The sequence below is a fragment of the Paraburkholderia sp. PGU19 genome, from assembly GCF_013426915.1.
GTDB lineage: Bacteria > Pseudomonadota > Gammaproteobacteria > Burkholderiales > Burkholderiaceae > Paraburkholderia.
The window spans coordinates 278,759-301,384 of sequence record NZ_AP023182.1 but is presented as its reverse complement, the minus strand read 5'-3'; the positions used below and the strand labels follow the sequence as shown (position 1 = coordinate 301,384).

The 22,626-nt window shown below is 62.8% G+C and carries 21 protein-coding genes; 14 read left to right on the top strand and 7 right to left on the bottom strand.

What is annotated here, in order from left to right; genetic code table 11:
- Positions 1 to 2 precede the first annotated feature (2 nt).
- Genes H1204_RS41825 through H1204_RS41795 form a run of 7 tightly spaced genes read right to left on the bottom strand, consistent with a single transcriptional unit; the run spans position 3 to position 7,220 of the window.
- Complete coding sequence (locus tag H1204_RS41825) at positions 3 to 1,604, bottom strand: long-chain fatty acid--CoA ligase (RefSeq protein ID WP_180735963.1); 1,602 nt, start codon at positions 1,602 to 1,604, stop codon at positions 3 to 5.
- A gap of 17 nt (positions 1,605 to 1,621) precedes the next feature.
- Positions 1,622 to 2,812 carry an acyl-CoA dehydrogenase gene (locus H1204_RS41820; RefSeq protein ID WP_180735962.1) on the bottom strand — a complete coding sequence of 397 codons (1,191 nt, stop codon included), beginning with the start codon at positions 2,810 to 2,812 and terminating at the stop codon, positions 1,622 to 1,624.
- A 12-nt stretch (positions 2,813 to 2,824) separates the two neighbouring features.
- The gene (locus H1204_RS41815) at positions 2,825 to 3,715 is read right to left on the bottom strand and encodes a nitrilase-related carbon-nitrogen hydrolase (protein WP_243469081.1); all 891 of its coding nucleotides are present in this window, start codon (positions 3,713 to 3,715) and stop codon (positions 2,825 to 2,827) included.
- A gap of 9 nt (positions 3,716 to 3,724) precedes the next feature.
- Positions 3,725 to 4,621, bottom strand: coding sequence for a glycine betaine ABC transporter substrate-binding protein (locus H1204_RS41810; RefSeq protein WP_180735961.1), 897 nt, complete (start codon positions 4,619 to 4,621; stop codon positions 3,725 to 3,727).
- 36 nt (positions 4,622 to 4,657) lie between these two features.
- Positions 4,658 to 5,377 (bottom strand): ABC transporter permease, encoded by a 720-nt coding sequence (locus H1204_RS41805; protein WP_180735959.1) that lies wholly within the window; start codon positions 5,375 to 5,377, stop codon positions 4,658 to 4,660.
- Positions 5,374 to 6,492, bottom strand: coding sequence for an ABC transporter ATP-binding protein (locus H1204_RS41800; RefSeq protein ID WP_180735958.1), 1,119 nt, complete (start codon positions 6,490 to 6,492; stop codon positions 5,374 to 5,376). The genes H1204_RS41805 and H1204_RS41800 overlap by 4 nt, the downstream gene beginning before the upstream one ends.
- A gap of 2 nt (positions 6,493 to 6,494) precedes the next feature.
- On the bottom strand, positions 6,495 to 7,220 hold the full coding sequence (locus tag H1204_RS41795; RefSeq protein ID WP_180735957.1) for an ABC transporter permease: 726 nt from the start codon (positions 7,218 to 7,220) through the stop codon (positions 6,495 to 6,497).
- A 1,419-nt stretch (positions 7,221 to 8,639) separates the two neighbouring features.
- Here H1204_RS41795 and H1204_RS41790 point away from each other — a divergent pair.
- The 14 genes from H1204_RS41790 (at position 8,640) to folD (ending at position 22,588) form a co-directional block, all read left to right on the top strand.
- A complete protein-coding gene (locus H1204_RS41790) occupies positions 8,640 to 9,068 on the top strand; it encodes a hypothetical protein (RefSeq protein ID WP_180735955.1) in 429 nt (142 codons plus the stop codon).
- Between the two features lie 54 nt (positions 9,069 to 9,122).
- Positions 9,123 to 9,368: a hypothetical protein gene (locus tag H1204_RS41785; protein ID WP_180735954.1), complete on the top strand. Its 246-nt coding sequence runs from the start codon at positions 9,123 to 9,125 to the stop codon at positions 9,366 to 9,368.
- An 83-nt stretch (positions 9,369 to 9,451) separates the two neighbouring features.
- Complete coding sequence (narL, locus tag H1204_RS41780) at positions 9,452 to 10,111, top strand: two-component system response regulator NarL (protein WP_007585792.1); 660 nt, start codon at positions 9,452 to 9,454, stop codon at positions 10,109 to 10,111.
- 110 nt (positions 10,112 to 10,221) lie between these two features.
- A complete protein-coding gene (locus H1204_RS41775) occupies positions 10,222 to 10,866 on the top strand; it encodes an XRE family transcriptional regulator (protein ID WP_042306518.1) in 645 nt (214 codons plus the stop codon).
- A gap of 310 nt (positions 10,867 to 11,176) precedes the next feature.
- Positions 11,177 to 12,040, top strand: coding sequence for a formyltetrahydrofolate deformylase (purU, locus tag H1204_RS41770; protein ID WP_243469079.1), 864 nt, complete (start codon positions 11,177 to 11,179; stop codon positions 12,038 to 12,040).
- Positions 12,041 to 12,109: 69 nt separating this feature from the next.
- A complete protein-coding gene (locus H1204_RS41765; RefSeq protein ID WP_180735952.1) occupies positions 12,110 to 13,351 on the top strand; it encodes an FAD-dependent oxidoreductase in 1,242 nt (413 codons plus the stop codon).
- Positions 13,352 to 13,365: 14 nt separating this feature from the next.
- Positions 13,366 to 13,623: a sarcosine oxidase subunit delta gene (locus H1204_RS41760; RefSeq protein WP_007585788.1), complete on the top strand. Its 258-nt coding sequence runs from the start codon at positions 13,366 to 13,368 to the stop codon at positions 13,621 to 13,623.
- The gene (locus tag H1204_RS41755) at positions 13,624 to 16,584 is read left to right on the top strand and encodes a glycine cleavage T C-terminal barrel domain-containing protein (protein WP_180735951.1); all 2,961 of its coding nucleotides are present in this window, start codon (positions 13,624 to 13,626) and stop codon (positions 16,582 to 16,584) included. It begins immediately after the preceding gene.
- Positions 16,581 to 17,255, top strand: a complete 675-nt coding sequence (locus H1204_RS52045) for a hypothetical protein (protein ID WP_180735949.1) — start codon at positions 16,581 to 16,583, stop codon at positions 17,253 to 17,255. Before H1204_RS41755 ends, H1204_RS52045 begins: the two co-directional genes overlap by 4 nt.
- Positions 17,256 to 17,334: 79 nt before the next feature.
- Complete coding sequence (gene glnT, locus H1204_RS41745; protein WP_180736281.1) at positions 17,335 to 18,663, top strand: type III glutamate--ammonia ligase; 1,329 nt, start codon at positions 17,335 to 17,337, stop codon at positions 18,661 to 18,663.
- Between the two features lie 51 nt (positions 18,664 to 18,714).
- Positions 18,715 to 19,623: an amidophosphoribosyltransferase gene (locus H1204_RS41740; protein ID WP_180735948.1), complete on the top strand. Its 909-nt coding sequence runs from the start codon at positions 18,715 to 18,717 to the stop codon at positions 19,621 to 19,623.
- Positions 19,611 to 20,309 (top strand): protein glxC, encoded by a 699-nt coding sequence (locus H1204_RS41735; RefSeq protein ID WP_007585778.1) that lies wholly within the window; start codon positions 19,611 to 19,613, stop codon positions 20,307 to 20,309. Before H1204_RS41740 ends, H1204_RS41735 begins: the two co-directional genes overlap by 13 nt.
- A gap of 15 nt (positions 20,310 to 20,324) precedes the next feature.
- Positions 20,325 to 21,692, top strand: a complete 1,368-nt coding sequence (locus H1204_RS41730; RefSeq protein WP_180735947.1) for an FMN-binding glutamate synthase family protein — start codon at positions 20,325 to 20,327, stop codon at positions 21,690 to 21,692.
- Positions 21,689 to 22,588: a bifunctional methylenetetrahydrofolate dehydrogenase/methenyltetrahydrofolate cyclohydrolase FolD gene (folD, locus tag H1204_RS41725; RefSeq protein ID WP_007742741.1), complete on the top strand. Its 900-nt coding sequence runs from the start codon at positions 21,689 to 21,691 to the stop codon at positions 22,586 to 22,588. Before H1204_RS41730 ends, folD begins: the two co-directional genes overlap by 4 nt.
- The last annotated feature ends 38 nt before the right edge of the window (positions 22,589 to 22,626 follow it).

Genomic DNA, 22,626 nt, shown 5'->3' with positions numbered 1-22,626 from the left:
GATTACGTTCCCGTTCGCAATTGATCGTGAGCCACCGAGGTCGCAAGTTCACGCCGCAGCACCTTGCCACTCGGATTCAGCGGCAGCTTGTCGACGAACAGCACTTTCTTCGGGCGCTTGTACGGCGCGAGATCGTCGCTGGCCTTGCAGAACGCGATGATCGCGTCCTCCGTCAAATGCGCATCGTTGCGCACGACGAAGGCCGTCACCGCTTGTCCCCACTTTACGTCGGGCACGCCGATCACGGCGGCTTCCTGCACACCGGGGCAGTGATACAGCACCTCTTCGACTTCGCGCGGATAGATGTTCTCGCCGCCGGAGACGATCATGTCGTCGGCGCGGCCGTGAAAGTGAAAATAGCCGCCCGCGTCGACACTGAACAGATCGCCCGTGTAGAGCCAGCCGTCGCGGAATTTTTTGGCGGTTTCGACCGGGTTGTTCCAGTAGGCACGCGCCAGTTGCGGGCCGCGCACGATCAGTTGACCGACTTCGCCCTGCGTGACGCTTTCCGTGGCAGGCACCGCGCGTTCCGGGTCGTTCGTGACGATGCGGCACGTGCTGATCAGGGTTGGCTTGCCACACGAGCCGAGGCGCGAGAGCGCGTCGCGCGGATGCAGCAGCAGCGTGAGGCTCGCTTCCGTCATCCCGTAACCGTTGTAGATGTTCGCACAGAACTCGTCGATCACGCGCTGCATCGTCGCGGCGGGAATCGCGGCGCCGCCCGTCGTGATCATGCGCAGGCTGCTGTGATCCGTCTGTGCAAACGCGGGATGAAACAGCATGTCCTGGATCTGCGTCGGCACCGCGAACAGCGTGGTAATGCGATGCTGCGCGATGGCCGCGAGCGTGCGCTGCGGGTCGTATCGCGGCAGCACGATGTTAGCCGCGCCCACCATCATATGCGGAATGAAATACGCCTGCATGCCGCCGACGTGATAAAGCGGCGCGATATGCAGCGCGCTATCCGTGCTCGTCAGGCTGTACTCCATCACGCAGTTGGTGGCGATCGCGACGTCGTTGCCATGCGTGTGAATCGCCCCTTTCGGGCGGCCCGTGGTGCCCGACGTGTAGACGAGCGCGGAGATGTCGTCGGGCGATAGCGTCGGCAGCGGCGCGTCGCGGTGGCGCGTGCTGTCGATCAACGCATCGAAGTTGTGATGATGCAAGGGCGCGTAGACGTCGGCGGAGTCACTATCGGATGCTTCGCCGCGCCCCGTCACGCACACATACAGGCGCAAGTCGGGCGACGCCTGTTCGATCTTCGCGATGACGGGCAGCATAGTTTCGTCGTAAATCAGCGCACGCGCGCCGGCATCGCGAAGGATGAACGCGGCTTCGTTCGCCGACAGCCGATAGTTCATCGGCACGGCAATCGCGCCGAGCAACTGGCACGCGAGATAAGCGGTCGCCGTTGCATCCGAGGTTTTCTGGAAGATCGCGACGCGGTCGGTCTGACGCACGCCGAGATCGAACAGCGCCTGCGCGAGTCCGCGTACACGCGTGTCCCATTGCGCGTACGTGTAGCGTGCGTCGGCGCAGACCAGCGCGAGACGGTCCGGGTACCTGGCAACCGTGTTTTCGAACAGCGAGGTAATGGTCAGCATGATGGAAACGGAATGCGTCAGAGGTTGATCTTGAGGTCGGGGAGATCGCGCGAGGCGATCAGATACTTCGCCATTTCCGAGGTGCCGCCGACGATAGTCAGCGCGCGTGCGTCGCGATAGAGCTGTTCAGCGCGGCCATATTCTTTCGTGAGACCGTCGCCGCCGAGTATTTGCACGGCTTCGTTCACGCAGTAATTCGCGGTTTCCGTTGCGACGAGCTTGGCCATCGCAGCTTCCTTCATCAGCTGCTTGCCGTCGATGCCCGCGTCGTACATTTTCGTCGCGCGATAGGTGATGAGTTCGGCGGCGTCGATACGCCAGCTCATTTGCGCGATCTTGTCCCAGATGAGCTGCTTGCAGCCGAGCAACTGGCCGAACGTCTTGCGGCTTTGCGCATGCTCGCGGGCAATTTCGAATGCGCTGCGCGCGACGCCGAGACCCGTGCCGCCGAGTATCGCGCGCTCGAAGTTGAACATGCCTCGCATGATGCTGAAGCCGCCGCTTGCCTCGCCCAGCAGGTGATCGGCACTCACGCGGCAATCGTCGAACTTTACTTCGCCGACGATGCAGCCGCGACGGCCCATGAACGTATAGTTGCGCGGAAATCTGATGCCGCGCGCGTCTTTCGGCACGGCGACTGCAGTGATGCCCGGCTTCGCGCCGTCGTCGCGCGGCGTGATGCCGTACGCGATGTACACGTCCGCCGCCGAAGCGTTCGAGATATACCGCTTGAAGCCGTTGATCACCCATTCGTTGCTGCGCGCATCGTATTCGACACGCGTTTGCATGTCGGCGGAATCGCTGCCTGTGCCGGGCTCCGTCACGCAGATCGCGCCGATCGCGCGGCCGTCGAGAATCGGTTCGAGATACGCGTCGCGCACGCGCGGGCTCGCATGACGATGCAGCGGATACGCGCAGCTCAATGCCGTCGCGATGGTCGTTTCGAATGCGTAGTTGATGTTGGACGCTTCTTCGGAAAGGATCGTCGCGTGTGTGAGTCCGGGCTTGCTCAATGAACCGCGATAGAGGTCCGCGAACATCAGCCGCAAATAGCCCGCTTCACCCAGCGCGCGCACGACGTGCTTGACGGCGTTCCAGTCCTGGCGGTCTTCGATATCGGCGGCGCGCGGTGCGAGTTCGCGTTGCAGAAACGCGCGGACTTCGCGGCGGAACGCGCGGTCTTCTTCGGTAAGGAGAAAGTCTTGCATGAGGTACGACCCTCAGGTCTTGTTGCGTTGTTGGGTGGCGCGAATGCCGCGCTCGGCGAACATGCGTGCATCGCGCACGGTCGGCAGCAGAAAGCGCGCTTCGCGCAGCGATGCATAGTCGAGTTCCCCGACCACCAGTTCTTCGTCCGTCATCGAACCCATCGCGATCGTGTTGCCGAACGGATCGAGAATGCGCGAGCCGCCCCAGAAACCGAGCATGCCTTCCGTGCCGATACGGTTCGCCATCACCACGGCGACGCCGTACGTGACGGCATAAAAGCGCAGATTGAGTTCCCATGACGACGGATTGTCGAAGCCGCCGCCCACTGCCTCGCGCGCCGAACTGATCGGCGCGGCGAGCAGCGTGACGCCGCCGCACATCAGGTCATGCACGAGGCCGGGATTCCACAGGTCGTTGCAGATCGGCGTGGCGACGCGCCAGCTGCTGTCGATATCGAATACGCCGAGTTCCGCGCCCGGCGCGTAGTAGAGGCCGTCGCGCAGCTTGCCGTAAGTCGCGAGTTGCACCTTGCGATGCACGTGCACGACGCGCCCGCGCGCCACCGTCGCCTGGCTGTTGTAGAACTGGCCGCCGGGCGCTTCTTCGATGAAACCGAACGACGTATGCAGATGGGCGCTCGCTTCGGCAAGCGCGGCAATGGCGGGATGATCGAGACGCATCGCCAGCCGTAGCGCGTCTTTTCCGGCGCTATGGCCGCAGAGCGACAGTTCGGGAAAGAGCAGCATCGACACGCTCTGCTTGCGTGCGTCTTCGATCATGCGCAGATGCTTCGCGAGATTCGCGTCGAGATCGCCGTACGAACTGTCGATCTGCGCGGCAGCGACTTTCAGCGTGCCGTTGTGTGACGTGGAAGGCATGTTGTTGTCTCTCAGGTTGGCCATGTCCACGCGTTACAGCAAACCGGCTTCTTTCAGAAAGCCGTGCGAGACGTCGCTAAACGATTTCTTCTGCACGTCGACGGATGCGTTCAGGCGCGCCATCGTCGGTGCGTCGAGTTTTGCGGACAGCGCGTTCAGGATAGGGCCGAGCTTGGGGTTCGCATCGAGCGTCGCCTTGCGGATCACGGGCGTCAGCGCATACGACGGGAAAAAGCCCTTGTCGTCCTTGAGAATCACGAAGTCGAATGCGGGCACGCGGCCATCGGTGGCGAACACGAGCGCGATATTCACCTGACGGTCTTTCAGCGCCTGATAGGTGAGGCCAGAGTCCATGCGCTTCACTTCATCCTGCGAGAAATCGAAGCCATAGAGTTTTTGCAGCGGACGCAGTCCATCGGGGCGCGCATAGAACTCCGAGTTACACGCGAAGGTCAGCGTCTTGCCCGCCTTGACTGCTTTCGCGAGATCGCTGAGCGTGACGATGCCGAGTTTCTTCGCTTCGTCCTGATTCATCGCGAACGAGTACGTGTTATTGGCGCGCGACGGATCGAGCCACACGAGGCCTTTCGCTGCATCCAGTTCCTTGACCTTCTTATAGGTCTCTTCGGGCGAGAGTCGGTCGTTGATCTTGTTGTAGGTGATCAGCGACGTGCCCGTGTATTCCCAGTACACATCGACCTGTCCGTTTTCCTGCGCCTGACGCAGCACCGCGCTGCCCATGCCGTCTTTCTTCGTGACGTTGAAACCCTTGGCTTGCAGCAGTTCCGTCGTCATCTCGGCGAGCAACTGCTGCTCGGTAAAGTTCTTGCCGCCGACAACCACGTCGGCCGCCGCGCACGTGATCGCCCACGACGAGGCAAAAGAAAGGGCGACGAGCGCGCAGGCCCGCTTGAAAAAGGCAATCTTCATGAGGTCCTCGATGAAACGCGGTTGCGTGTGATGGAATTACCGTTGCGGATTGACGCCGCGCGACACGAGATGCACCTGCATCTGGCCGACGAGTACGTCCGTGAGAATCGCGAGCAGCGCAGTGGGAATCGCACCCGCGAGCAGCATCGAGAAATCGTTCATGTCGATGCCGGTGAAGATCAGTTCGCCGAGTCCACCGCCGCCGACGAGAAACGCGAGCGGCGCGGTGCCGACGGTGATCGCGAGCGCTGTGCGAACGCCTGCGAAAATCACGTACAGCGCATTGGGCAACTCGACGCGCAGCAAAATCTGCGTGGGCGTCATGCCCATTCCGGTGGCCGCTTCGATCAGCGCGCGCGGCACTGCGCGCAAGCCCTCGAGCGTGTTCAGCACGATGGGCAGCAGCGTTGCGACCCACAGCGCGAAGATCGACGGCCCGCGGCCGATGCCAAGCACGCTCATCGCAAGCGCGAGCAACGCGAGCTTCGGCACGGCCTGGCCAATGTTGAGCGTCTGCAGCACGGCATGCGCGAAGCGCGCCTGCTTGCCCGTCGCGCGCGACAAATAGATGCCGAGCGGCACGGCGACGAGAATCGCGAGCACGCCTGCAATCGCGACCATCGTCATCTGTTGGATCGACTGATAGACGATGTCGTTGCGGTACTGGCCGATCGATACGAACAGGTTGTCCGCATGGGCAAGCGAGGGCGCAGTGCAGACAGCGAGCGCGGCGCCGCGTGAGAAGAGGGTTTTCATGCGCGAGTCTCCGCAGGCAGGCGCAGCATGTCGACGATATGCGCCTGGTTCACATAGCCGATGAAGCGGCCATCGTCGTCGACGGTGGGCAGCCACGACTGGCCAAGCGCGAACATCGACGAAATCACGCTGCGCAGGTCGTCGCCTTGACGCGCGACGCCTTGCACGGGGTTCGCATGCGCGGCCATCAACTGGCCGTCGATTGCGCGCAGTTCGGCCGCGCTCAGATAGCCTTGCGGTTTGTCGGCGGCATCGAGCAACACGATCTGCTCGACGCCATGCTGTTCGAGCAACGCTTGCGCGCGCTCGCTGCTTTCGCCGATGCGCGCCGCGCACTGACATGCCGACAACGCATCCTTCGCTCGCACGAGGCGCAGCCGCTTCAACGCGCGGTCCGCGCCGACGAAGCCCGCAATGAACTGGCTTGCGGGCCGCGCGAGTATCGTGTCGGGCGTATCGAACTGTTCGAGTCTGCCGCCGCGAAAGATCGCGATGCGGTCGGCCATCTTCACCGCTTCGTCGATGTCGTGGCTCACGAACATGATGGTCTTCTTCACCTGCTGCTGGATGCGCAGAAACTCGTCCTGGATCAGTTCGCGGTTGATCGGGTCGATTGCGCCGAACGGTTCGTCCATCAGCATGACGGGGGGATCGGTGGCGAGGGCGCGTGCGACGCCGACGCGTTGCTGCTGGCCACCCGACAGATCTTTTGGATAGCGCGACAGATAGATGGACGGATCAAGCGCGACGATTTCCAGCAATTCGGCCGCGCGGCGCTTCGTCTTCGCCTTGTCCCATCCGAGCAGGCGCGGCACGACGCAAATGTTTTCCTCGACTGTCATGTTCGGAAAGAGGCCGATTTGCTGGATCACGTAGCCGATCTGGCGGCGCAGTTCGACGACATCGAACTCGTCGGTGTCGCGACCGTCGATGAATATCTTGCCTGACGTTGGCTGGATCAGACGGTTGATCATCTTCAGCGTGGTCGTCTTGCCACAGCCCGACGGGCCAAGCAGCACGCAGATTTCGCCCGCGCCGACTTCCATGTCGATACCATCGACCACCGGGGCGCTTGCGCCTTCGTAGCGCTTCGTGATGTTGGAGAGCTTGATCATGGTTATTGCGCGTGACGGGGAGATTTGCGGAAGGACGCCCATGCGCCGAGACGCAGGGCGAGCGTGGCCGTGCGCGACGGACCGCGCAGGCCTTTGGGCGTCAGCAGGCGCTGCACCCAGGCGAGGCCGTAGTCGGCGGCAATGGCGAGCACGCTGACCAGAATCGCGCCCGCGATCAGCTGGCGCGGGTCCGATTGCGAAATGCCGCGGCTGATCAACTTGCCGAGACCGCCCGCGCCGATATACGCGGCGACGGCCGCAATGCCGACATTGATCACTACGGCCATGCGCGCGCCCGCCATGATGATGGGCAGCGCAATGGGAATCTCGACTTTCCACAGGCGCTCGCGCGTCGTCATGCCGATGCCGCGCGCGGCTTCGCGCAGCGCAGGATCGATGTTCGTGATCGCCGTGTAGGTGTTGCGCACGATGGGCAACTGCGAATAGAGAAAGAGGGCGATGACAGTGGGCAGAAAACCGATGCCCTGGCCGATCACTGACAGCACCGGGATCATCAGCCCGAGCAGCGCGACGGACGGAATCGTCATCAGGATGGCAGCGGTGTACAGCACGATCTTCGCGGCGCGCGGACTCGCCGTGATCGCGATGCCGAGCGGCACGCCCGTGAGGATCGCGCAGCCGACACCGACGCCGACGATCTCGATATGCTCGACGGTGAGCCGGGCGATCGACGCCAGGTTGTCGAGGATGAAAGCAAGGGTTTCCACGTTGTCTCCTGTTGGGCACTGTCGCTCTGTCAGGCGCGTTCCGATGCGCTTTGCCTTGAGCAAAAGATAGCCGGACAAAAGCGCGAACCCTTCATCTGCAATCGACTTCGTTTGTCACAAATGCGACATCGCGATTTTGTTGCACTACTTTTTCCTTATGAATAAAGGGTTTTGCGGCGTGACGATAAGGGTTATCCCCGGTCTGGAAGCGACAGGTCGGCTATGTGACAGTGCTTGAAAGGGCAGTCGATCTGTAATTGGCGGGCGACAGCCATCGTCCCTTTGCTGCAAGCAGGAAGCCACCGCAAAAAAAATGGCCCCGACTTCGTGAACGAAGTCGAGGCCGTAAACATCGCCACCCTGACCGGCCGTTGCGGAGACAGCCCATCTCCAACGGCAGATGACGATGACCCTTGGTTTCCCGTGAAGCCGCCAGCGTTGCGCAGTTCATCGTGACGGGATGGACAGATGGGTGCCCGTCCATGCCCAGATATCATTGGGCCAGGTTCAGGTACTTGCACGTTCTCTACACGCGCGTTTCCTTTTTCGCCCCTGCAGACCGCCGTTGCCGACTCCGTTCAACGGCCTGTTTCGCAATGGATTCCATGTCACCGACGCTTAGCGAACTGGCAATAGTCTGGGCATAAGCGTGATGCCGCCTCGTCAGTGGTGCTGCCAGGTCTTTGGCATCGAGGTACCGAAGCAGCGCGATTCTTCCGTGCCCGCACTGAATGCTATGGTCATACAGCGCCAGCGCCGCTATTGCGTCGCGCTTCTTTCCGACCTCCTCGACTAAAGTTCGCGTGTCAGATCGTTTCATTGGGAGCGATGCTGTGATCGAAGACGTTTGCGACGACGGTCACGGCGGTTCGCGGGCGAGACCCAGGATACGCATTCCGTCGGCGGACAGTATCGGTTTCGCGCAAAAGCGCGGCAATCCCTCTGGGGGATATACCACTCTGTAGGTAGTGCCTAGCCGTCGCTACACCTCGCGCGGGGCATTGATGTCGCCCCGCTTTCCGGCGATCCTGTTTTCGGCAGTGACCTTCCCCGTTGTGCTGCGCCGCTTCACGTCCGCGCTGCACTATCGGTCCACGCTCGTCAACAGAAAACATGGGAGGTCTCGCCATGACATCCGGTCTCAACAAAAGCCGTCCGGGATATGTCCCGCTAAAGGCAGACCTGGATGGCACCCGGCACCCGTTGGTCACCTCTGACCTTGCGCCACTCGACGTGTGGACGGAATTGCCTGAAATCGAGCGTTCTTATCTGTAGTGCTACGCGCGATTCGTCTCGACGTGCCACCCTGATGGCGCCGGATACCCACAAAGAGGGAGCCCCCTCTGGCAGATTGCAAGGCCCAGTTGACGGACCATACTAGAGACACGAATCGTCAATACCTTGCAGCGGAGCCGCATCATGGAAAGCCGGAATTTCCTGACCCACCAGCAGATCTTCGACCGCGCTGTCGACCATCTTTTCGGCCAGGGCCGCGCTGCGCTGCTGCCACATGGAGGCGGTGCATATCGCGGCTATTGCGGCGGGTGTCCCGTTGGAAGCTTCATCAAGCCACGCGACTACATGACTGCAATGGAAGGCGTGCCCGTCCGCTATATCGGCAAAGCGCCATCGGACGCGATACCCGCCTATATGGATGTCGGCATCGCGGCACTGAGGCGGGCGCTGCTTCGTGCCCACGTCAATGTCTACGATCCTGTGACGATCGAGTTGCTCAGCACGTTGCAGAACGTGCACGACGTGTTCGGCAAATGGGAGTGGCATGAGCGGCTTCAGTCGATCGCCCGACAGTTTGGCCTGTCGGCCGAACTGGTCAAGGCGGCGGCCTGATTGCCAGAGCTGGCGGAACACGGAAACCATATACGGGCGAGTGAGGTGACGACCATGAACATGCAGCAACAGTCTTTACGCGAACTCGTCGAGAAATGGCTGGCGCCGACTCCGGCAACGCCCTTTCGGGTGACCCGGTTCAGCCGCACGCGAGATAGCAACAGGCGCTACGTCTGTGTCGAAGTGGCGCGGCCGGCGTGTTCCGTCGCCATCATGTTCTTTCGGCATGCCGATGGCGCGTGGCGCGTATTTCCGCCCCGCCGCGAGGGCCCGGCAATGGCCTTCCAGAAAGCCGCGTGACGCGCGCAGCGCCGCCGTGCTTGACCTATGATGAAACTGTCGGCCAGCCGTTTTCAGGCCGATCCAGGTATGAGGAATAGGACGTGGAGCCTGTCAATACCGTACTGCTGATCGACGATCACGCGCTGTTCCGCAAGGGCGTCGCGCAATTGATCCAGATGAACCCGGCGTTTCGTGTTGTCGGCGAAGCGTCGTCGGGACGTGTGGGTGTCGACCTCGCGGTCCGGCTCAAGCCCGACGTCGTGCTGATCGACCTCAACATGCCGGAAATGAGCGGTATCGAGACGCTCGAGATGATGAAACAGCACAACGTCGACGCCCGCTTTCTGATGTTGACAGTGTCGGACAACGAACGCGATGTGGTGGCCGCACTACGCGCCGGCGCAAGCGGCTATCTGCTCAAGGACATGGAGCCGGAAGAACTGTGCATCAATTTGCAGAAGGCGCTGCAGGGAACGGCCGTGCTCAGCGAGGCGATCACGGGCAAGCTGTTTCATGCACTGTCCGCCGGGCAGTCGCTCCCCGCCAACGAGTCGGGCCTTTCCGGGCGTGAGCAGGAGGTACTGGACTATCTGGTGGAAGGGCTATGCAACAAGGAGATTGCCCGAAAGCTCGATATCAGCGTCGGGACTGTGAAGGTGCACGTCAAACATCTGCTGCACAAACTGGATCTTCATTCCAGGGTCGAAGCCGTCGTGTGGCATCACGAGCGCCACGCGCGCCGCAATCCGCCGCGGGCGTGAGTCCTCTTCCTCGTCAGCCACTGATACTATTCGCACTGCGGGACCCCCGCGACACGGACGTGCCGCGCATCCCGTTGCCGATAGTCGATAGTCAAGTGTAGAGCCGAGCGATGAAGAGCGAGATAAACGACGAACTGCCCAGCGGTCCCGTGGACGAGTTGGGCGATGGAAGGTCGATTGAGTCATTCCTGGGCAAGGTCGTCAAAGAACACCGTACGAATCAGGGGCTGACGATTGCCGACCTGGCCGAGCAAAGCGGCCTGTCGCGAAGCATGGTGTCGAAGATCGAGAACGGGCAGGTGTCGACCAGCCTCGATTCGATCGTGAGCATTGCGCGCGCACTGGGCATTTCGATTTCCGCGATGTTCAAGAACTTCGAGCATCGCGAGGGCAATGCGCAGCACGTCAAGTCCGGCAAAGGCATGGAGGTCGTGCGGCGCGGCACCACGAAGGGACATACCTATCATCTGCTGGCCTATGACCAGGGGCCCGTCAAGCTGTTCGAGCCGTTTCTCATCACCATGGACGATGAAGCCGAGGTGTTCCCGACCTTCGAGCATCCCGGCACAGAGTTCATCTACATGCTGCAAGGCAAGATGGAATATCGCCATGGCAATCGCAGCTATCTGCTGCAGCCCGGCGACGCGCTGACGTTTCGTGGCTCCGTCGCGCATGGCCCCGAGCGCTTGATCAAGCTGCCGATCCGCTTCATCACCGTGATCATGTACGGCCAGTCGCCGGACCTGGATACCTGAACGCCCGTCTGACCGGGCAAACCTCGCGATAGCTGCGCGCGCATCCATGCGCGCCGATTGCGCTATCGATTCCCCGCCTCGCAACCGTCCTCGAAAGACGTTGCCTCCCCGTCAATTTCATCGACATGCAGATACGTGCAGGGAGTGTTGCGGCCATCGCCTGGGCATTCAGGTGATACGCGCCTGGCGTTACTCCCGAAGGTGTACGGGTGTTTCCTGACAGGAAAAAAAGTTTATTGACATTGACACGCAAGTTTCGGCTGGCTACTGTTGTCACCAATGGTTCCTCTTCGAATCAATGCACAACACCATGTCCTCCAATTCGCACCGATTCACGCTGACCCTGTCCTGCCCCGATCGCATCGGGATTGTGTCTGCTGTAAGCACATTCCTTGCCGAGCATCGGGCGTGGATCATCGAGGCCACCCATCATGCCGACGAAATCGAGAAGCGCTTCTTCATGCGCCACGAGATCGTCGCGGAGTCGCTGCCCTTCGGCATCAACGGGTTCCGGGATCGCTTCGCCCACATCGCGAGAGAGTTTGCGATGGACTGGAAGATCTCTGACAACTCAGTCAAGAAGCGGGTCGTGATACTCGTGTCGAAGCTCGAGCACTGTCTCTACGACCTGCTCGCGCGCTGGAAAGCGGGCGAACTCGACATCGAGATTCCGTGCGTGATCTCGAACCACGACACATGGCGCAGCTTTGTCGAATGGCATGGCATTCCGTTCCATCACGTGCCCGTTACGCCCGACAACAAGGCGCAGGCTTATGACGAGGTGCAACGGCTGTTCGAGGACGCACGCGCCGACACAATGGTGCTCGCGCGTTACATGCAGGTTCTTTCGCCGAAGTTGTGCGCGGCCTATCCGGGGCGAATCATCAACATCCACCATTCGTTCCTGCCGAGCTTCGTTGGCGCGAAGCCGTATCACCAGGCCTACGGGCGCGGCGTGAAGCTGACGGGCGCGACCTGCCACTACGTGACGGAAGAGCTCGACCAGGGGCCGATCATCGAGCAGGACGTGATTCGCATACGCCACTCGGACCGCCCGGATGACCTCGTGCGCCTGGGCCGCGACATCGAGAAGGCGGTATTGGCCCGAGGCTTGCGTTATCACCTCGAGGATCGCGTGCTGATCCACGGCAACAAGACCATCGTGCTGCGGTAATCGCGCAGCCGTCTTCCATCGAACAGGTCGTTAAGCCGCCCCTGGCGGGGCTGGCCAAAGGAGCGTTTTATGCCATGGCGTCTCGTCCGCTTCGCTCTCTCAAAGAAACATCCCGAACCGAGGATGTTCACGAGACACGACACTTTGCGTCGTTCATATGACGTTGTGATCATCGGCGCTGGGGGTCACGGTCTCGCGTCGGCCTACTATCTCGCGAAAGAGCACGGCATCACGAATGTGGCCGTGCTGGAGAAGGGGTATATCGGAGGAGGTAATACCGGGCGTAACACCACGATCATCCGCTCGAACTACCTGACGCCCGAGGGCGTGCAGTTCTATGACGAGTCGGTGAAGCTGTGGCAGGACCTGTCGCAGGACTTCGACCTCAACCTGTTCTATTCGACGCGCGGTCACTACACGCTCGCCCATACCGATTCGGCGATGCGCACGATGCGCTGGCGCGCGGAGGTCAACAAGCACTACGGGGTGGACTCCGAGGTCGTGGGTCCGAACGAGGTGAAAAAGGCCGCGCCGATGATTGACATTTCGTGCGGCGGCGTCGCGCCCATCATGGGCGCGCTCTATCACGCGCCGGGCGCGGTCGCGCGGCACGATGCCGTTGCCTGGGGTTACGGGCGGGGCGCGGACCAGCGCGGCGTCGAAATCCATCAGCAGACCGAGGTGCTCGGCATCGACGTGGTGGGCGGCAAGGTCAAGGGCGTGAAGACTTCGCGCGGCTATATCTCGACGAACAAGGTGCTGTGCGCGGTGGCAGGCTCGACGCCCCGCGTGACGGACATGGTCGGCCTGCGCACACCTATCTACATTCATCCGCTTCAGGCGATGGTGAGCGAGCCGCTCAAGCCGTGGCTCGATCCGATTCTTGTCTCGGGCAGCCTGCACGTCTATATCAGCCAGTCGGCGCGAGGCGAACTCGTGATGGGCGCTTCGCTCGATCCCTACGAACTGCATTCGACACGCTCGACACTCGACTTCGTCGAAGGACTCACCTCGCACATGCTCGAGATGTTCCCTTTCCTGTCGCAGGCCAAGGTGATGCGCCAATGGGCGGGGATGGCCGACATGACACCCGACTTCGCGCCGATCATGGGCAAGACGCCTGTCGAAGGCTTTTATCTGGATTCGGGCTGGGGCACCTGGGGTTTCAAGGCCACGCCTGTGTGCGGCAAGACGATGTCCCACACGGTCGCCAACGACACCACGCATCCGCTCATCGAGAGCTTCTCGCTCGACCGGTTCCGCCGCTTCTCGCTCACGGGCGAAAAGGGCGCGGCATCCGTTGGCCACTGACCAGGAGAACGACGATGAAAATCATGACCTGTCCGGTAAATGGCGCGCGGCCGGTGTCGGAGTTCGCCTACTGGGGCGAGATTCGTCACGAGCCTGATCCGACCCAGGCGAGCGATGCTCAATGGGCTGACTATGTGTTCTGCCGCAACGGCGCGCCGGGCGTGAAGCAGGAGTGGTGGTGCCATACGCCGAGCAACACCTGGTTCATTGCCGAGCGCGACACCGCAAAAGATCTCGTGCTGCGCACGTGGCTTGCTGGCGAGGAGGCCTGAATGCGTCTGACTCCTCACCGCGGCGAATGGATCGAGCGCGATACACGCATCGATTTCTCGTATGAAGGCAAGCAATACAGCGGCCTCATCGGCGACACGATCTCGAGCGCACTGTGGGCTTCGGGCGTGCGTGTGCTCGGCCGCAGCTTCAAGTATCACCGCCCGCGTGGCGTCCTTTCGCTCGCCAATCACGATGTCAATGTGATGCTGCAGGACGGCGTACGGCTCAACGTGCGCGCCGATGTGACCGCGTTGACGCCGGGCGGCAACTGGTATTCGGTGAATACGTTCGGCGGCGTGGAAGGCGATCGTGCGCGCGTCGTCGGCAAGCTCGCGGCGTTCCTGCCCGTGGGCTTCTACTACAAGGCGTTTTATAGCAAGCGCTGGTTCCCGCGCTGGGAGCGCATGTTCCGCACGATGACGGGTCTCGGCAAGGTCGATTTCGACGCGCCGCACATCCGCACACCGAAGCGATATGGCTTTTGCGACGTGCTGGTGATCGGGGCCGGTCCCTCCGGTTTGTCGGCGGCGCTCGCGGCCGCCGGGGAAGGCGCTGACGTCGTGATCGTCGACGAGAACGCGCGTATCGGCGGCAGCGGTGGTTATCAGCTGGGCGGCGACGAGCAGCGCTTCGACACGATCCGTGAACTGGAGAACGCCGTGCTCGGCCATCCGCGTATCCGCGTGATGACGGGCACGCTCGCGGCAGCCTATTACGCGGACCTGTGGGTGCCGCTCGTAAACGCGACGTGTATCACGAAGATGCGCGCGAAAGCGGTGATCGTCGCGAGTGGCGCGTTCGAGCAACCCGCCGTGTTTCGCAACAACGACCTGCCGGGCGTGATGCTGGCGTCGGCGGCGCAGCGCCTTGCCTATCGTTATGCCGTTGCGCCCGGCAAGCGGGCCGTCGTGCTCGCCGCCAATGCCGACGGCTACCGCGCGGCGCTCGACATGCTGACGCGTGGTATCGAAGTCGTTGCCGTGGTGGATCTGCGCGCCTCGCATGCGAGCGATGACCTCGAACGCGATCTCAGGGCGAAGGGCGTGGGTGTACTGACTTCGAGCTGTGTCGTCGAGGCCGTGCCGGATCGATCGGGCGAGCGGCTGACGGGCGTGCGCGTCGGCGCGTTTTCGACGAACACTGGCCTGAGCTATTCGACGGCAACGACCCGGCTGATCGAATGCGACACGCTGCTGATGAGCGTCGGCTGGTCGCCTGCCGCGAATCTGCTGTACCAGGCGGGCACGAAGATGCACTTCGATCACGATGTGCAGCAGTTCGTGCCGGAGCAATTGCCGCCGGGTGTGTTCGCATGCGGCCGCGTGAACGGCGTGTACACGCTCGACAGCAAGCTGCGTGACGGCGCGCGCGCAGGCGCGCAGGCGGCAGCACATACCGGCAACGGCAAGGCAAGCGGCGCAGCGCAACTGCGTCTCGTGGAACGGGAATCGCCATCGCATCCGTGGCCGATCGTGGGCCATGCATCCGGCAAGAACTTCGTCGATTTCGACGAAGACCTGCAACTGAAAGACTTCGAAAACGCGGTGCAGGAAGGCTTCGACAACATCGAACTGTTGAAGCGCTTCTCGACCAACGGCATGGGGCCGAGCCAGGGCAAGCATTCGAACATGAATGGCCTGCGCATCCTCGCGCGGCTGACGGGCAAGGAGCCTCAGGAGGTCGGCACGACGACGGCGCGGCCGTTCTTTCATCCCGTGCCGATGTCGCATCTGGCCGGGCGTGGCTTCAACCCGGAACGGCGCACGCCGCTGCACGCGCAGCATCAGTTGCTCGGCGCAGTGTGGATGCCGGCGGGCGTCTGGCAGCGCCCTGAGTACTACGCGGTCGCGGGCAAGGAACGCGCGGTCTGCATCGAGGAAGAGGCGCTCGCCGTGCGCAACGGCGTGGGCATCATCGACGTGGGCACGCTCGGCAAGATCGAAGTGCGCGGTCCGCAGGCCGCGGAGTTCCTCGAACGCGTGTACGTGTCGAAGTACGCGGGCCTGAAGCCTGGCATGACCCGCTACGCCGTGATGTGCGATGAGTCGGGCGTGGTGATCGACGATGGCGTGATCGCGCGTCTCGCCGACGACCACTTTTACTTCACGACCACGACGTCGGGCGCGGCGGCTATCTATCGCGAGCTGTCGCGGCTCAACACGATCTGGCGGCTCGACTGCGGCATCGTCAACGTGACGGGCGCGTTCGCCGCGGTGAACCTCGCGGGGCCCGCATCGCGCGCCGTGCTTGGCAAGCTCGTTGATCTCGATCTGTCGCCGGCGGCCTTCCCATACCTCGGCGTGCGCGTGACGGGCATCGCCCTCGGTCAGAACCGCGTGCCTGCGCGTCTGATGCGGGTGGGTTTCGTCGGCGAATGGGGATACGAAATCCATATTCCCGCCGAGTACGGCGCGGCGCTGTGGCGCACGCTGCTCGAAGCGGGTCATGAACACGGCATTCGCCCGTTCGGCGTCGAAGCGCAGCGTCTGTTGCGGCTCGAAAAGGGACACGTAATCGTGAGCCAGGACACCGACGGTCTGACGACACCGCGCGACGCCGGCATGGAGTGGGCCGTGAAGATGGACAAGCCGTTCTTCGTCGGCAAGCGCAGCCTGCAGATCATCGACAAGCTGCCTGCCAAACAGCGTCTGGTCGGTTTCGCACTCGATGCGGGCGTGCGCGATGCCGGTCTGCGCGAGTGTCATCTCGTGATCGAACGCGGCGAGATAGCGGGCCGCGTCACGAGTGTCGCGTGGAGCGCGACGCTGCAAAAAACGATCGGCCTTGCGTTCGTGCGGCCCGGGCAGGCCGAGCCCGGCACGCGCATCAGCTTCCGCGCGAGCGGCGGCCGGATGGTGCCCGCGACGGTGGTGCCAACACCGTTCTATGACCCTGAGAGCGAGCGTCAAAAGGACGCCGTAACAACCAAGGCTGCCGCGCCGAGGAAGGAGACAGCATGAACGCGCCACTTCGGATGAGCCCCGTATGCGATGCCTCGAAGACGGCCAACGCGCAGTGGAGCGTGCGGGAAAACATGCGCGTCGAGGAGTGCGTCGATGCCGCCGACAGCACGCGCGCCGCGACGCTCGGCATCGCCGACGTCTCCTTCCTGTTTCGCACCGGCTTCAAGGGGCAGGGCGTGGCGGCGTGGCTGCAGGCCCAAGACATCCCCGTGCCGGCGCAGCCCAACAGCTGGGCGCCCCTCGCGGGCGGCGGCGTCGTGTTGCGGCTCGGCGTCTCCGAATACCTGATTGAAGACGGACTGACGCAAGGCAGCTCGGCAAGGATGGCGCATCTCGAGACGCCCATGCACGTGTACCCCGTGCTTCATCAGGATGCGGCGTTCGTGCTGTGCGGCGAAGCCGTGAACGAACTGCTGCTGCAAACCTGCAATGTCAATTTTGGCGCGCTCGATCTGGCTGCCCGGCCAGTCGTGCTGACATCGATGGCGGGTGTCGCCGTCACCGTCATGCCAGGCGCCCGGGCAGGCAAGCCTTACTACCGGGTATGGGCCGACGGCACATACGGGTTGTATCTGTGGGAGACGCTCGCGGGCATCGCCGGCGAGCTGGGCGGCGGACCAGTCGGGGTCGCTGCTGTCACGGATATCGACCAGTCGGCCACCCCGTAGCGAGCAAGTAGTCGACGCGGGCGCGCACTCGGGCCGGCGTTTTCAGAAACCTGGATTTATCACGTTCAAGGACATTCAGATGACCCCCGAAGACGCCCGGAAATTTCTCGCAGCAAACGAGGTGAAATACATCCTCGCGCAGTTCGTCGACATCCACGGAGTCGCGAAGACCAAATCCGTGCCTGCCGCGCATCTCGACAGCATTCTCACGGCGGGAGCCGGCTTCGCGGGCTTTGCCGTGTGGGGCCTGGGTATCGATCCGCAAGGGCCCGACTTCATGGCCGTCGGCGACATCAATACTCTGCAACTCGTGCCCTGGCAACCGGGCTATGCGCGCGTCGTCTGTGACGGGCATGTGAAGCGCGAGCCGTGGCCATTCGAAAGCCGTGTGACGCTGAAAAAGCAGATTCGTCGCCTCGAAGACCATGGCTGGATTCTGAACACAGGGCTCGAGCCGGAGTTCTCGCTGCTGCGCAAGGGGCCGGACGGCACGATCGCGCCCTGCGACCACACCGATGCATTGCCGAAGCCGTGCTACGACTACAAGGGCCTTTCCCGCTCACGCGAATTCCTGGAGCGTTTGACGGATGCGCTGATCAAGGCGGGCATCGACGTCTATCAGATCGATCATGAAGACGCGAACGGCCAGTTCGAGATCAACTACACGTACACCGACTGCCTGAAGTCGTGCGATCACTACGTGTTCTTCAAGATGGCGGCCGCGGAGATCGCCAACGAACTGGGCCTCGTCTGCTCGTTCATGCCGAAGCCTTTCGCGAACCGGCCCGGCAACGGCATGCACATGCACATGTCGATTTCCGACGGCAAGAAGAACCTGTTCGCCGACGATCACGACGAGCGCGGCCTCGGCCTCTCGAAGCTCGCCTACCACTGGACGGCGGGCATTCTGAAGCATGCTGGGGCGCTCGCGGCGATCTGCGCGCCGACGGTGAATTCGTACAAGCGTCTCGTCGTAGGCCGATCGTTGACAGGCGCGACATGGGCGCCCGCCTACGTGAGCTATGGCGACAACAACCGCTCGTCGATGGTGCGCATTCCGGGCGGACGGATCGAACTGCGCCTGCCGGATGCCGCGTGCAACGCCTATCTCGCGACGGCTGCCGTGATTGCGGCGGGGCTCGATGGCGTCGAAAACCGTCTGGACCCGGGCGAACCCTGCAATGCCAACCTCTACGAGATGTCGGCTCGTGACCTCAAGGAGAACGGCATCAGCATCTTGCCGCAGAACCTCGAAGCCGCGTTGCATGCGCTGGAGCGCGACGAGGTGATGCTCGAGGCGCTGGGGCCGGCGGGCGGCGAGTTTCTCCGTCTCAAGCACATGGAGTGGATCGAGTACATGCGCCATGTGTCGGACTGGGAACAGAAGACCTACCTCGAATTTTTCTGATCAAGAATCCTAAACAGCTTGTCGCTTGAATGTGAGCGCGAGGAGATAACGATGTGTGGAATTGTCGGACTACTCGTCAAGAAGCCCGAGTTGCGCGAGCGGCTCGGCGAATTGATGGTGCCTATGTTGTTGGGCATGACGGAGCGCGGGCCGGACTCGGCGGGCCTTGCAGTGTTCACGGAGCCCGTCGCTGACGGCGTGCGCAAGATCAGCCTGTACTCGGGCCTGACAGAAGAGGGCGCCGATTTCAACTGGCAGGGGCTCGTTCATGAACTGAACGCGCATCTCGGCGCCAAGGCATCGGTACAGGTGAAGGACAATCACGCGGTGTTGAGCGTGGCTGTCGATCCCGAGACGGTCAAGCACTGGATCCGCGAAACGCATCCGGGGCTGCACGTGCTGTCGACGGGACGCATGATCGACCTGTACAAGGACACGGGCACGCCCGGCCAGGTCGCGGACCGTTACGCGTTCAGCGGGCTGACGGGCACGCACCTGGTGGGGCACACGCGGATGGCGACGGAATCTGCCGTGACGCCCGATCGCGCGCATCCCTTCACGGCGGGCGAGGACTTCTGTCTGGTGCACAACGGCTCGCTGTCGAATCCGTTCGGCGTGAGACGCATGCTCGAACCGCACGGCATCCGCTTCGATACCGACAACGACACGGAAGCCGCCTGCCGTTTCCTCGAATACCGGCTGCGCGAAGGCGACGACCTCGAAGCGGCGTTGCAGAAGGGCTTCGAGCAACTCGACGGCTTCTACACGTTTCTGATGGGCACGCCCGACAAGCTCGCGCTGATCCGCGATCCGTTCGCCTGCAAGCCGGCCGTGGTCGCCGAGACGGACGATTTCGTGGCGATTGCCTCCGAGTTCCGTTCGCTCGCGCATCTGCCCGACATCAAGCACGCCCGCGTTTTTGAACCGGCTCCCGAGGAGATGTACGTATGGACAGTGTGAACTTCGACCTGGCGTCCGCTTCGGTGACGGACGTGAATGGCTTCCTGCACCGCGAGGCCGCCAAAGCGGGCACGCGCAGGGTGCTGATCTCGAATCCCGATGGCGCGCACAACATTGCGGTCGGGCTCGATCTTCCCATCGAAATCGAGATCGACGGCCATGCAGGCTATTACGCCGCCGGCATGAACAAGGAAGCGAAGGTGACGATCTCGGGCAGCGCCAGTACGGGTGTGGCCGAGAACATGATGAGCGGCCGCGTGCACGTGAAGGGTTTCGCTTCGAACGCGGCGGGCGCATCGGCGCACGGCGGGCTGCTCGTCATCGAGGGCGACGCGGGCCTGCGCTGCGGAATCTCGCTGAAGGGCGCGGACATCGTCGTGAAGGGATCGGTTGGCAGCTTTTCCGCGTTCATGGCCCAGGCGGGCCGGATCGTGATCTGCGGCGACGCCGGCGATGCGCTCGGCGACTCGCTGTACGAGGCGGTGATCTATGTGCGCGGCAAGGTCAAGTCGCTCGGTGCCGACGCGCGTGAAGAGCCGATGCAACCTGCCGATGTGGAAGCCGTCGCGCAACTGCTGCGCGCAGCGGGCCCCGCATTCGCGGAGTTCGATCCCAAGGAATTCAGACGCGTCTCGTCGGCCCGCTCGCTGTACCACTGGAATGCCGACGCGAATCAGGAATATTGAACCGGGGACCCCGCCATGGAAATCAAGCCCGTACACATGAAACATATCGCCACCGAAGAGTCCTGGGGCTTCGACCGCAAGACGATCGACTATATCCAGAACGCCGCGGCACATGGACTGTATGAGATCCGTGGCCTCGGGGCGAAGCGGCGCGTGCCGCACTTCGACGATCTGCTGTTTCTCGGCGCGTCGCTGTCGCGCTATCCGCTGGAGGGATACCGCGAAAAGTGCGTGACCAAGACCGTGCTCGGCACGCGCTTCGCGAAGAAGCCGATCGAGCTTGCCATCCCCATCACCGTCGCAGGCATGAGCTTCGGCGCGCTGTCGGCGAACATTAAGGAATCGCTCGGCCGCGCCGCCACCGAACTCGGCACCTCGACGACCACAGGCGACGGCGGCATGACGCCCGAAGAACGGCAATCGTCGAAGACGCTCGTCTATCAGTGCCTGCCGTCGCGTTACGGCTTCAATCCCGACGACGTGCGCAAGGCCGATGCGATCGAGGTCGTGATCGGGCAAGGGGCCAAGCCTGGCGGCGGCGGCATGTTGCTCGGCCAGAAGATTTCGCCGCGCGTGGCGAAAATGCGCACGCTGCCGGAAGGCATCGACCAGCGTTCGGCATCGCGCCATCCCGACTGGACAGGCCCTGACGATCTGCAGATCAAGATTCTCGAATTGCGCGAGATGACCGACTGGCAGACCCCGATTTACGTCAAGGTCGGCGCGACCCGCACGTTCAATGACGTCAAGCTCGCGGTACATGCGGGCGCGGACGTGATCGTCGTCGATGGCATGCAGGGCGGCACGGCCGCGACGCAGACCTGCTTCATCGAGAACGTTGGCATTCCGACGCTCGCCGCGTTGCGCCAGGCCGTCGATGCGCTCGAAGACCTCAACATGAAGGGGCAGGTGCAGCTGATCATCTCGGGCGGCATCCGCAGCGGGGCCGACGTCGCGAAGGCGCTGGCGATGGGTGCAGATGCCGTGGCCATCGGCCAGGGCGTGCTAGTGTCGCTGGGCTGCAATAGCGGCTCGTATATCGAGAACGGCCAGCATGTGAGCGCACTCGACGACTACGCGCGCCTCGGCACCGCGCCGGGCTTCTGTCACCATTGCCACACGGGCAAATGCCCCGTCGGCATCACGACACAAGACCCCGTGCTGCAGGAGCGTCTGAAGCCCGACGTCGGCGCGAAGCGTCTGAAGAACTATCTGAAGACGCTGAACATGGAGCTGACGACGATCGCGCGTGCGTGCGGCAAGCAGAACGTGCACCACCTGGAGCCGGAAGACCTCGTGGCGCTCACGGTCGAAGCCGCGGCGATGGCGCGTGTGCCGCTCGCCGGGACCAACTGGATTCCCGGCTTGAACGGCGCCCGATGACAGCGCAGATCATCGACGGCCGGCACCTCGCGCGACGGCTGCGCGCGCGCTTTCGCGAGCGCGTCGCGGCCCTGTCCGCGCGAGGTGTCGTGCCCGGTCTCGCCGTGGTGCTGGTCGGCGACAACCCCGCGTCCGAGCTGTACGTCGCGAACAAGGTGCGAGCCTGCGAGGATTGCGGCGTGCGCTCGTTCATGCACAGGTTCCACGCGGATTGCCGGGAAACGGAACTGCTCGATCGTATTGCCGCGCTCAACGTCGAGCGCAGCACGCACGGCATTCTGGTGCAACTGCCGTTGCCGCCACAGATCAATGTGCGGCGCGTGCTGGAAAGCATCGTCGTCGACAAGGACGTCGACGGTTTCCATCTCTACAACGTGGGCGCGCTGGTGGTCGGCAATTCGATCTTTCCGCCGTGCACGCCCTATGGCGTGCAGCTTTTGCTGGAGACGACGGGTATCGACGTGGCGGGGAAGAACGTCGTGGTGGTGGGTGCGAGCAATATCGTCGGCAAGCCGATGGCGTTGATGCTGCTGCAGAAGGAAGCCACCGTCACCGTGTGTCACGTGAAAACGCGCGACCTGGCCCAACACACCATTCACGCCGACATTCTGGTGGTCGCCGCGGGCAAGCCCGGGCTCATCAAGGCCGAGATGGTCAAGGAAGGCGCGATCGTGATCGACGTCGGGATCAATCGCACGCCTGATGGGCGCATCGTCGGCGATGTCGATTTCGAGCCCGTGCGCGAGCGGGCTTCGTGGATTACGCCCGTGCCGGGTGGCGTGGGACCGATGACGGTCACGATGCTGATCGAAAACACGTTGCGATCGGCCGAGCGGTTTGCGGATGGGGAGGCCTTTCATCCGCCGCAGCCCTTCTGGCAGGTTCCGGCAGGGTAGGGCAAAAAATTACGGCGTTGACGATTGCAGGAGACCTC

What these genes read in the sequence shown, in the direction of transcription:
- H1204_RS52045 (WP_180735949.1), top strand. Translation starts at nt 16,581, where the DNA reads ATGAACGCGCCACTTCGGATGAGCCCCGTATGCGATGCCTCGAAGACG.
- H1204_RS41730 (WP_180735947.1), top strand. Translation starts at nt 20,325, where the DNA reads ATGGAAATCAAGCCCGTACACATGAAACATATCGCCACCGAAGAGTCC.
- purU (WP_243469079.1), top strand. Translation starts at nt 11,177, where the DNA reads ATGTCCTCCAATTCGCACCGATTCACGCTGACCCTGTCCTGCCCCGAT.
- H1204_RS41800 (WP_180735958.1), bottom strand. Translation starts at nt 6,492, where the DNA reads ATGATCAAGCTCTCCAACATCACGAAGCGCTACGAAGGCGCAAGCGCC.
- H1204_RS41815 (WP_243469081.1), bottom strand. Translation starts at nt 3,715, where the DNA reads ATGGCCAACCTGAGAGACAACAACATGCCTTCCACGTCACACAACGGC.
- H1204_RS41785 (WP_180735954.1), top strand. Translation starts at nt 9,123, where the DNA reads ATGAACATGCAGCAACAGTCTTTACGCGAACTCGTCGAGAAATGGCTG.
- H1204_RS41760 (WP_007585788.1), top strand. Translation starts at nt 13,366, where the DNA reads ATGAAAATCATGACCTGTCCGGTAAATGGCGCGCGGCCGGTGTCGGAG.
- H1204_RS41805 (WP_180735959.1), bottom strand. Translation starts at nt 5,377, where the DNA reads ATGAAAACCCTCTTCTCACGCGGCGCCGCGCTCGCTGTCTGCACTGCG.
- H1204_RS41735 (WP_007585778.1), top strand. Translation starts at nt 19,611, where the DNA reads ATGGACAGTGTGAACTTCGACCTGGCGTCCGCTTCGGTGACGGACGTG.
- H1204_RS41740 (WP_180735948.1), top strand. Translation starts at nt 18,715, where the DNA reads ATGTGTGGAATTGTCGGACTACTCGTCAAGAAGCCCGAGTTGCGCGAG.
- H1204_RS41775 (WP_042306518.1), top strand. Translation starts at nt 10,222, where the DNA reads ATGAAGAGCGAGATAAACGACGAACTGCCCAGCGGTCCCGTGGACGAG.
- glnT (WP_180736281.1), top strand. Translation starts at nt 17,335, where the DNA reads ATGACCCCCGAAGACGCCCGGAAATTTCTCGCAGCAAACGAGGTGAAA.
- H1204_RS41790 (WP_180735955.1), top strand. Translation starts at nt 8,640, where the DNA reads ATGGAAAGCCGGAATTTCCTGACCCACCAGCAGATCTTCGACCGCGCT.
- H1204_RS41825 (WP_180735963.1), bottom strand. Translation starts at nt 1,604, where the DNA reads ATGCTGACCATTACCTCGCTGTTCGAAAACACGGTTGCCAGGTACCCG.
- H1204_RS41820 (WP_180735962.1), bottom strand. Translation starts at nt 2,812, where the DNA reads ATGCAAGACTTTCTCCTTACCGAAGAAGACCGCGCGTTCCGCCGCGAA.
- H1204_RS41755 (WP_180735951.1), top strand. Translation starts at nt 13,624, where the DNA reads ATGCGTCTGACTCCTCACCGCGGCGAATGGATCGAGCGCGATACACGC.
- H1204_RS41810 (WP_180735961.1), bottom strand. Translation starts at nt 4,621, where the DNA reads ATGAAGATTGCCTTTTTCAAGCGGGCCTGCGCGCTCGTCGCCCTTTCT.
- folD (WP_007742741.1), top strand. Translation starts at nt 21,689, where the DNA reads ATGACAGCGCAGATCATCGACGGCCGGCACCTCGCGCGACGGCTGCGC.
- H1204_RS41765 (WP_180735952.1), top strand. Translation starts at nt 12,110, where the DNA reads ATGCCATGGCGTCTCGTCCGCTTCGCTCTCTCAAAGAAACATCCCGAA.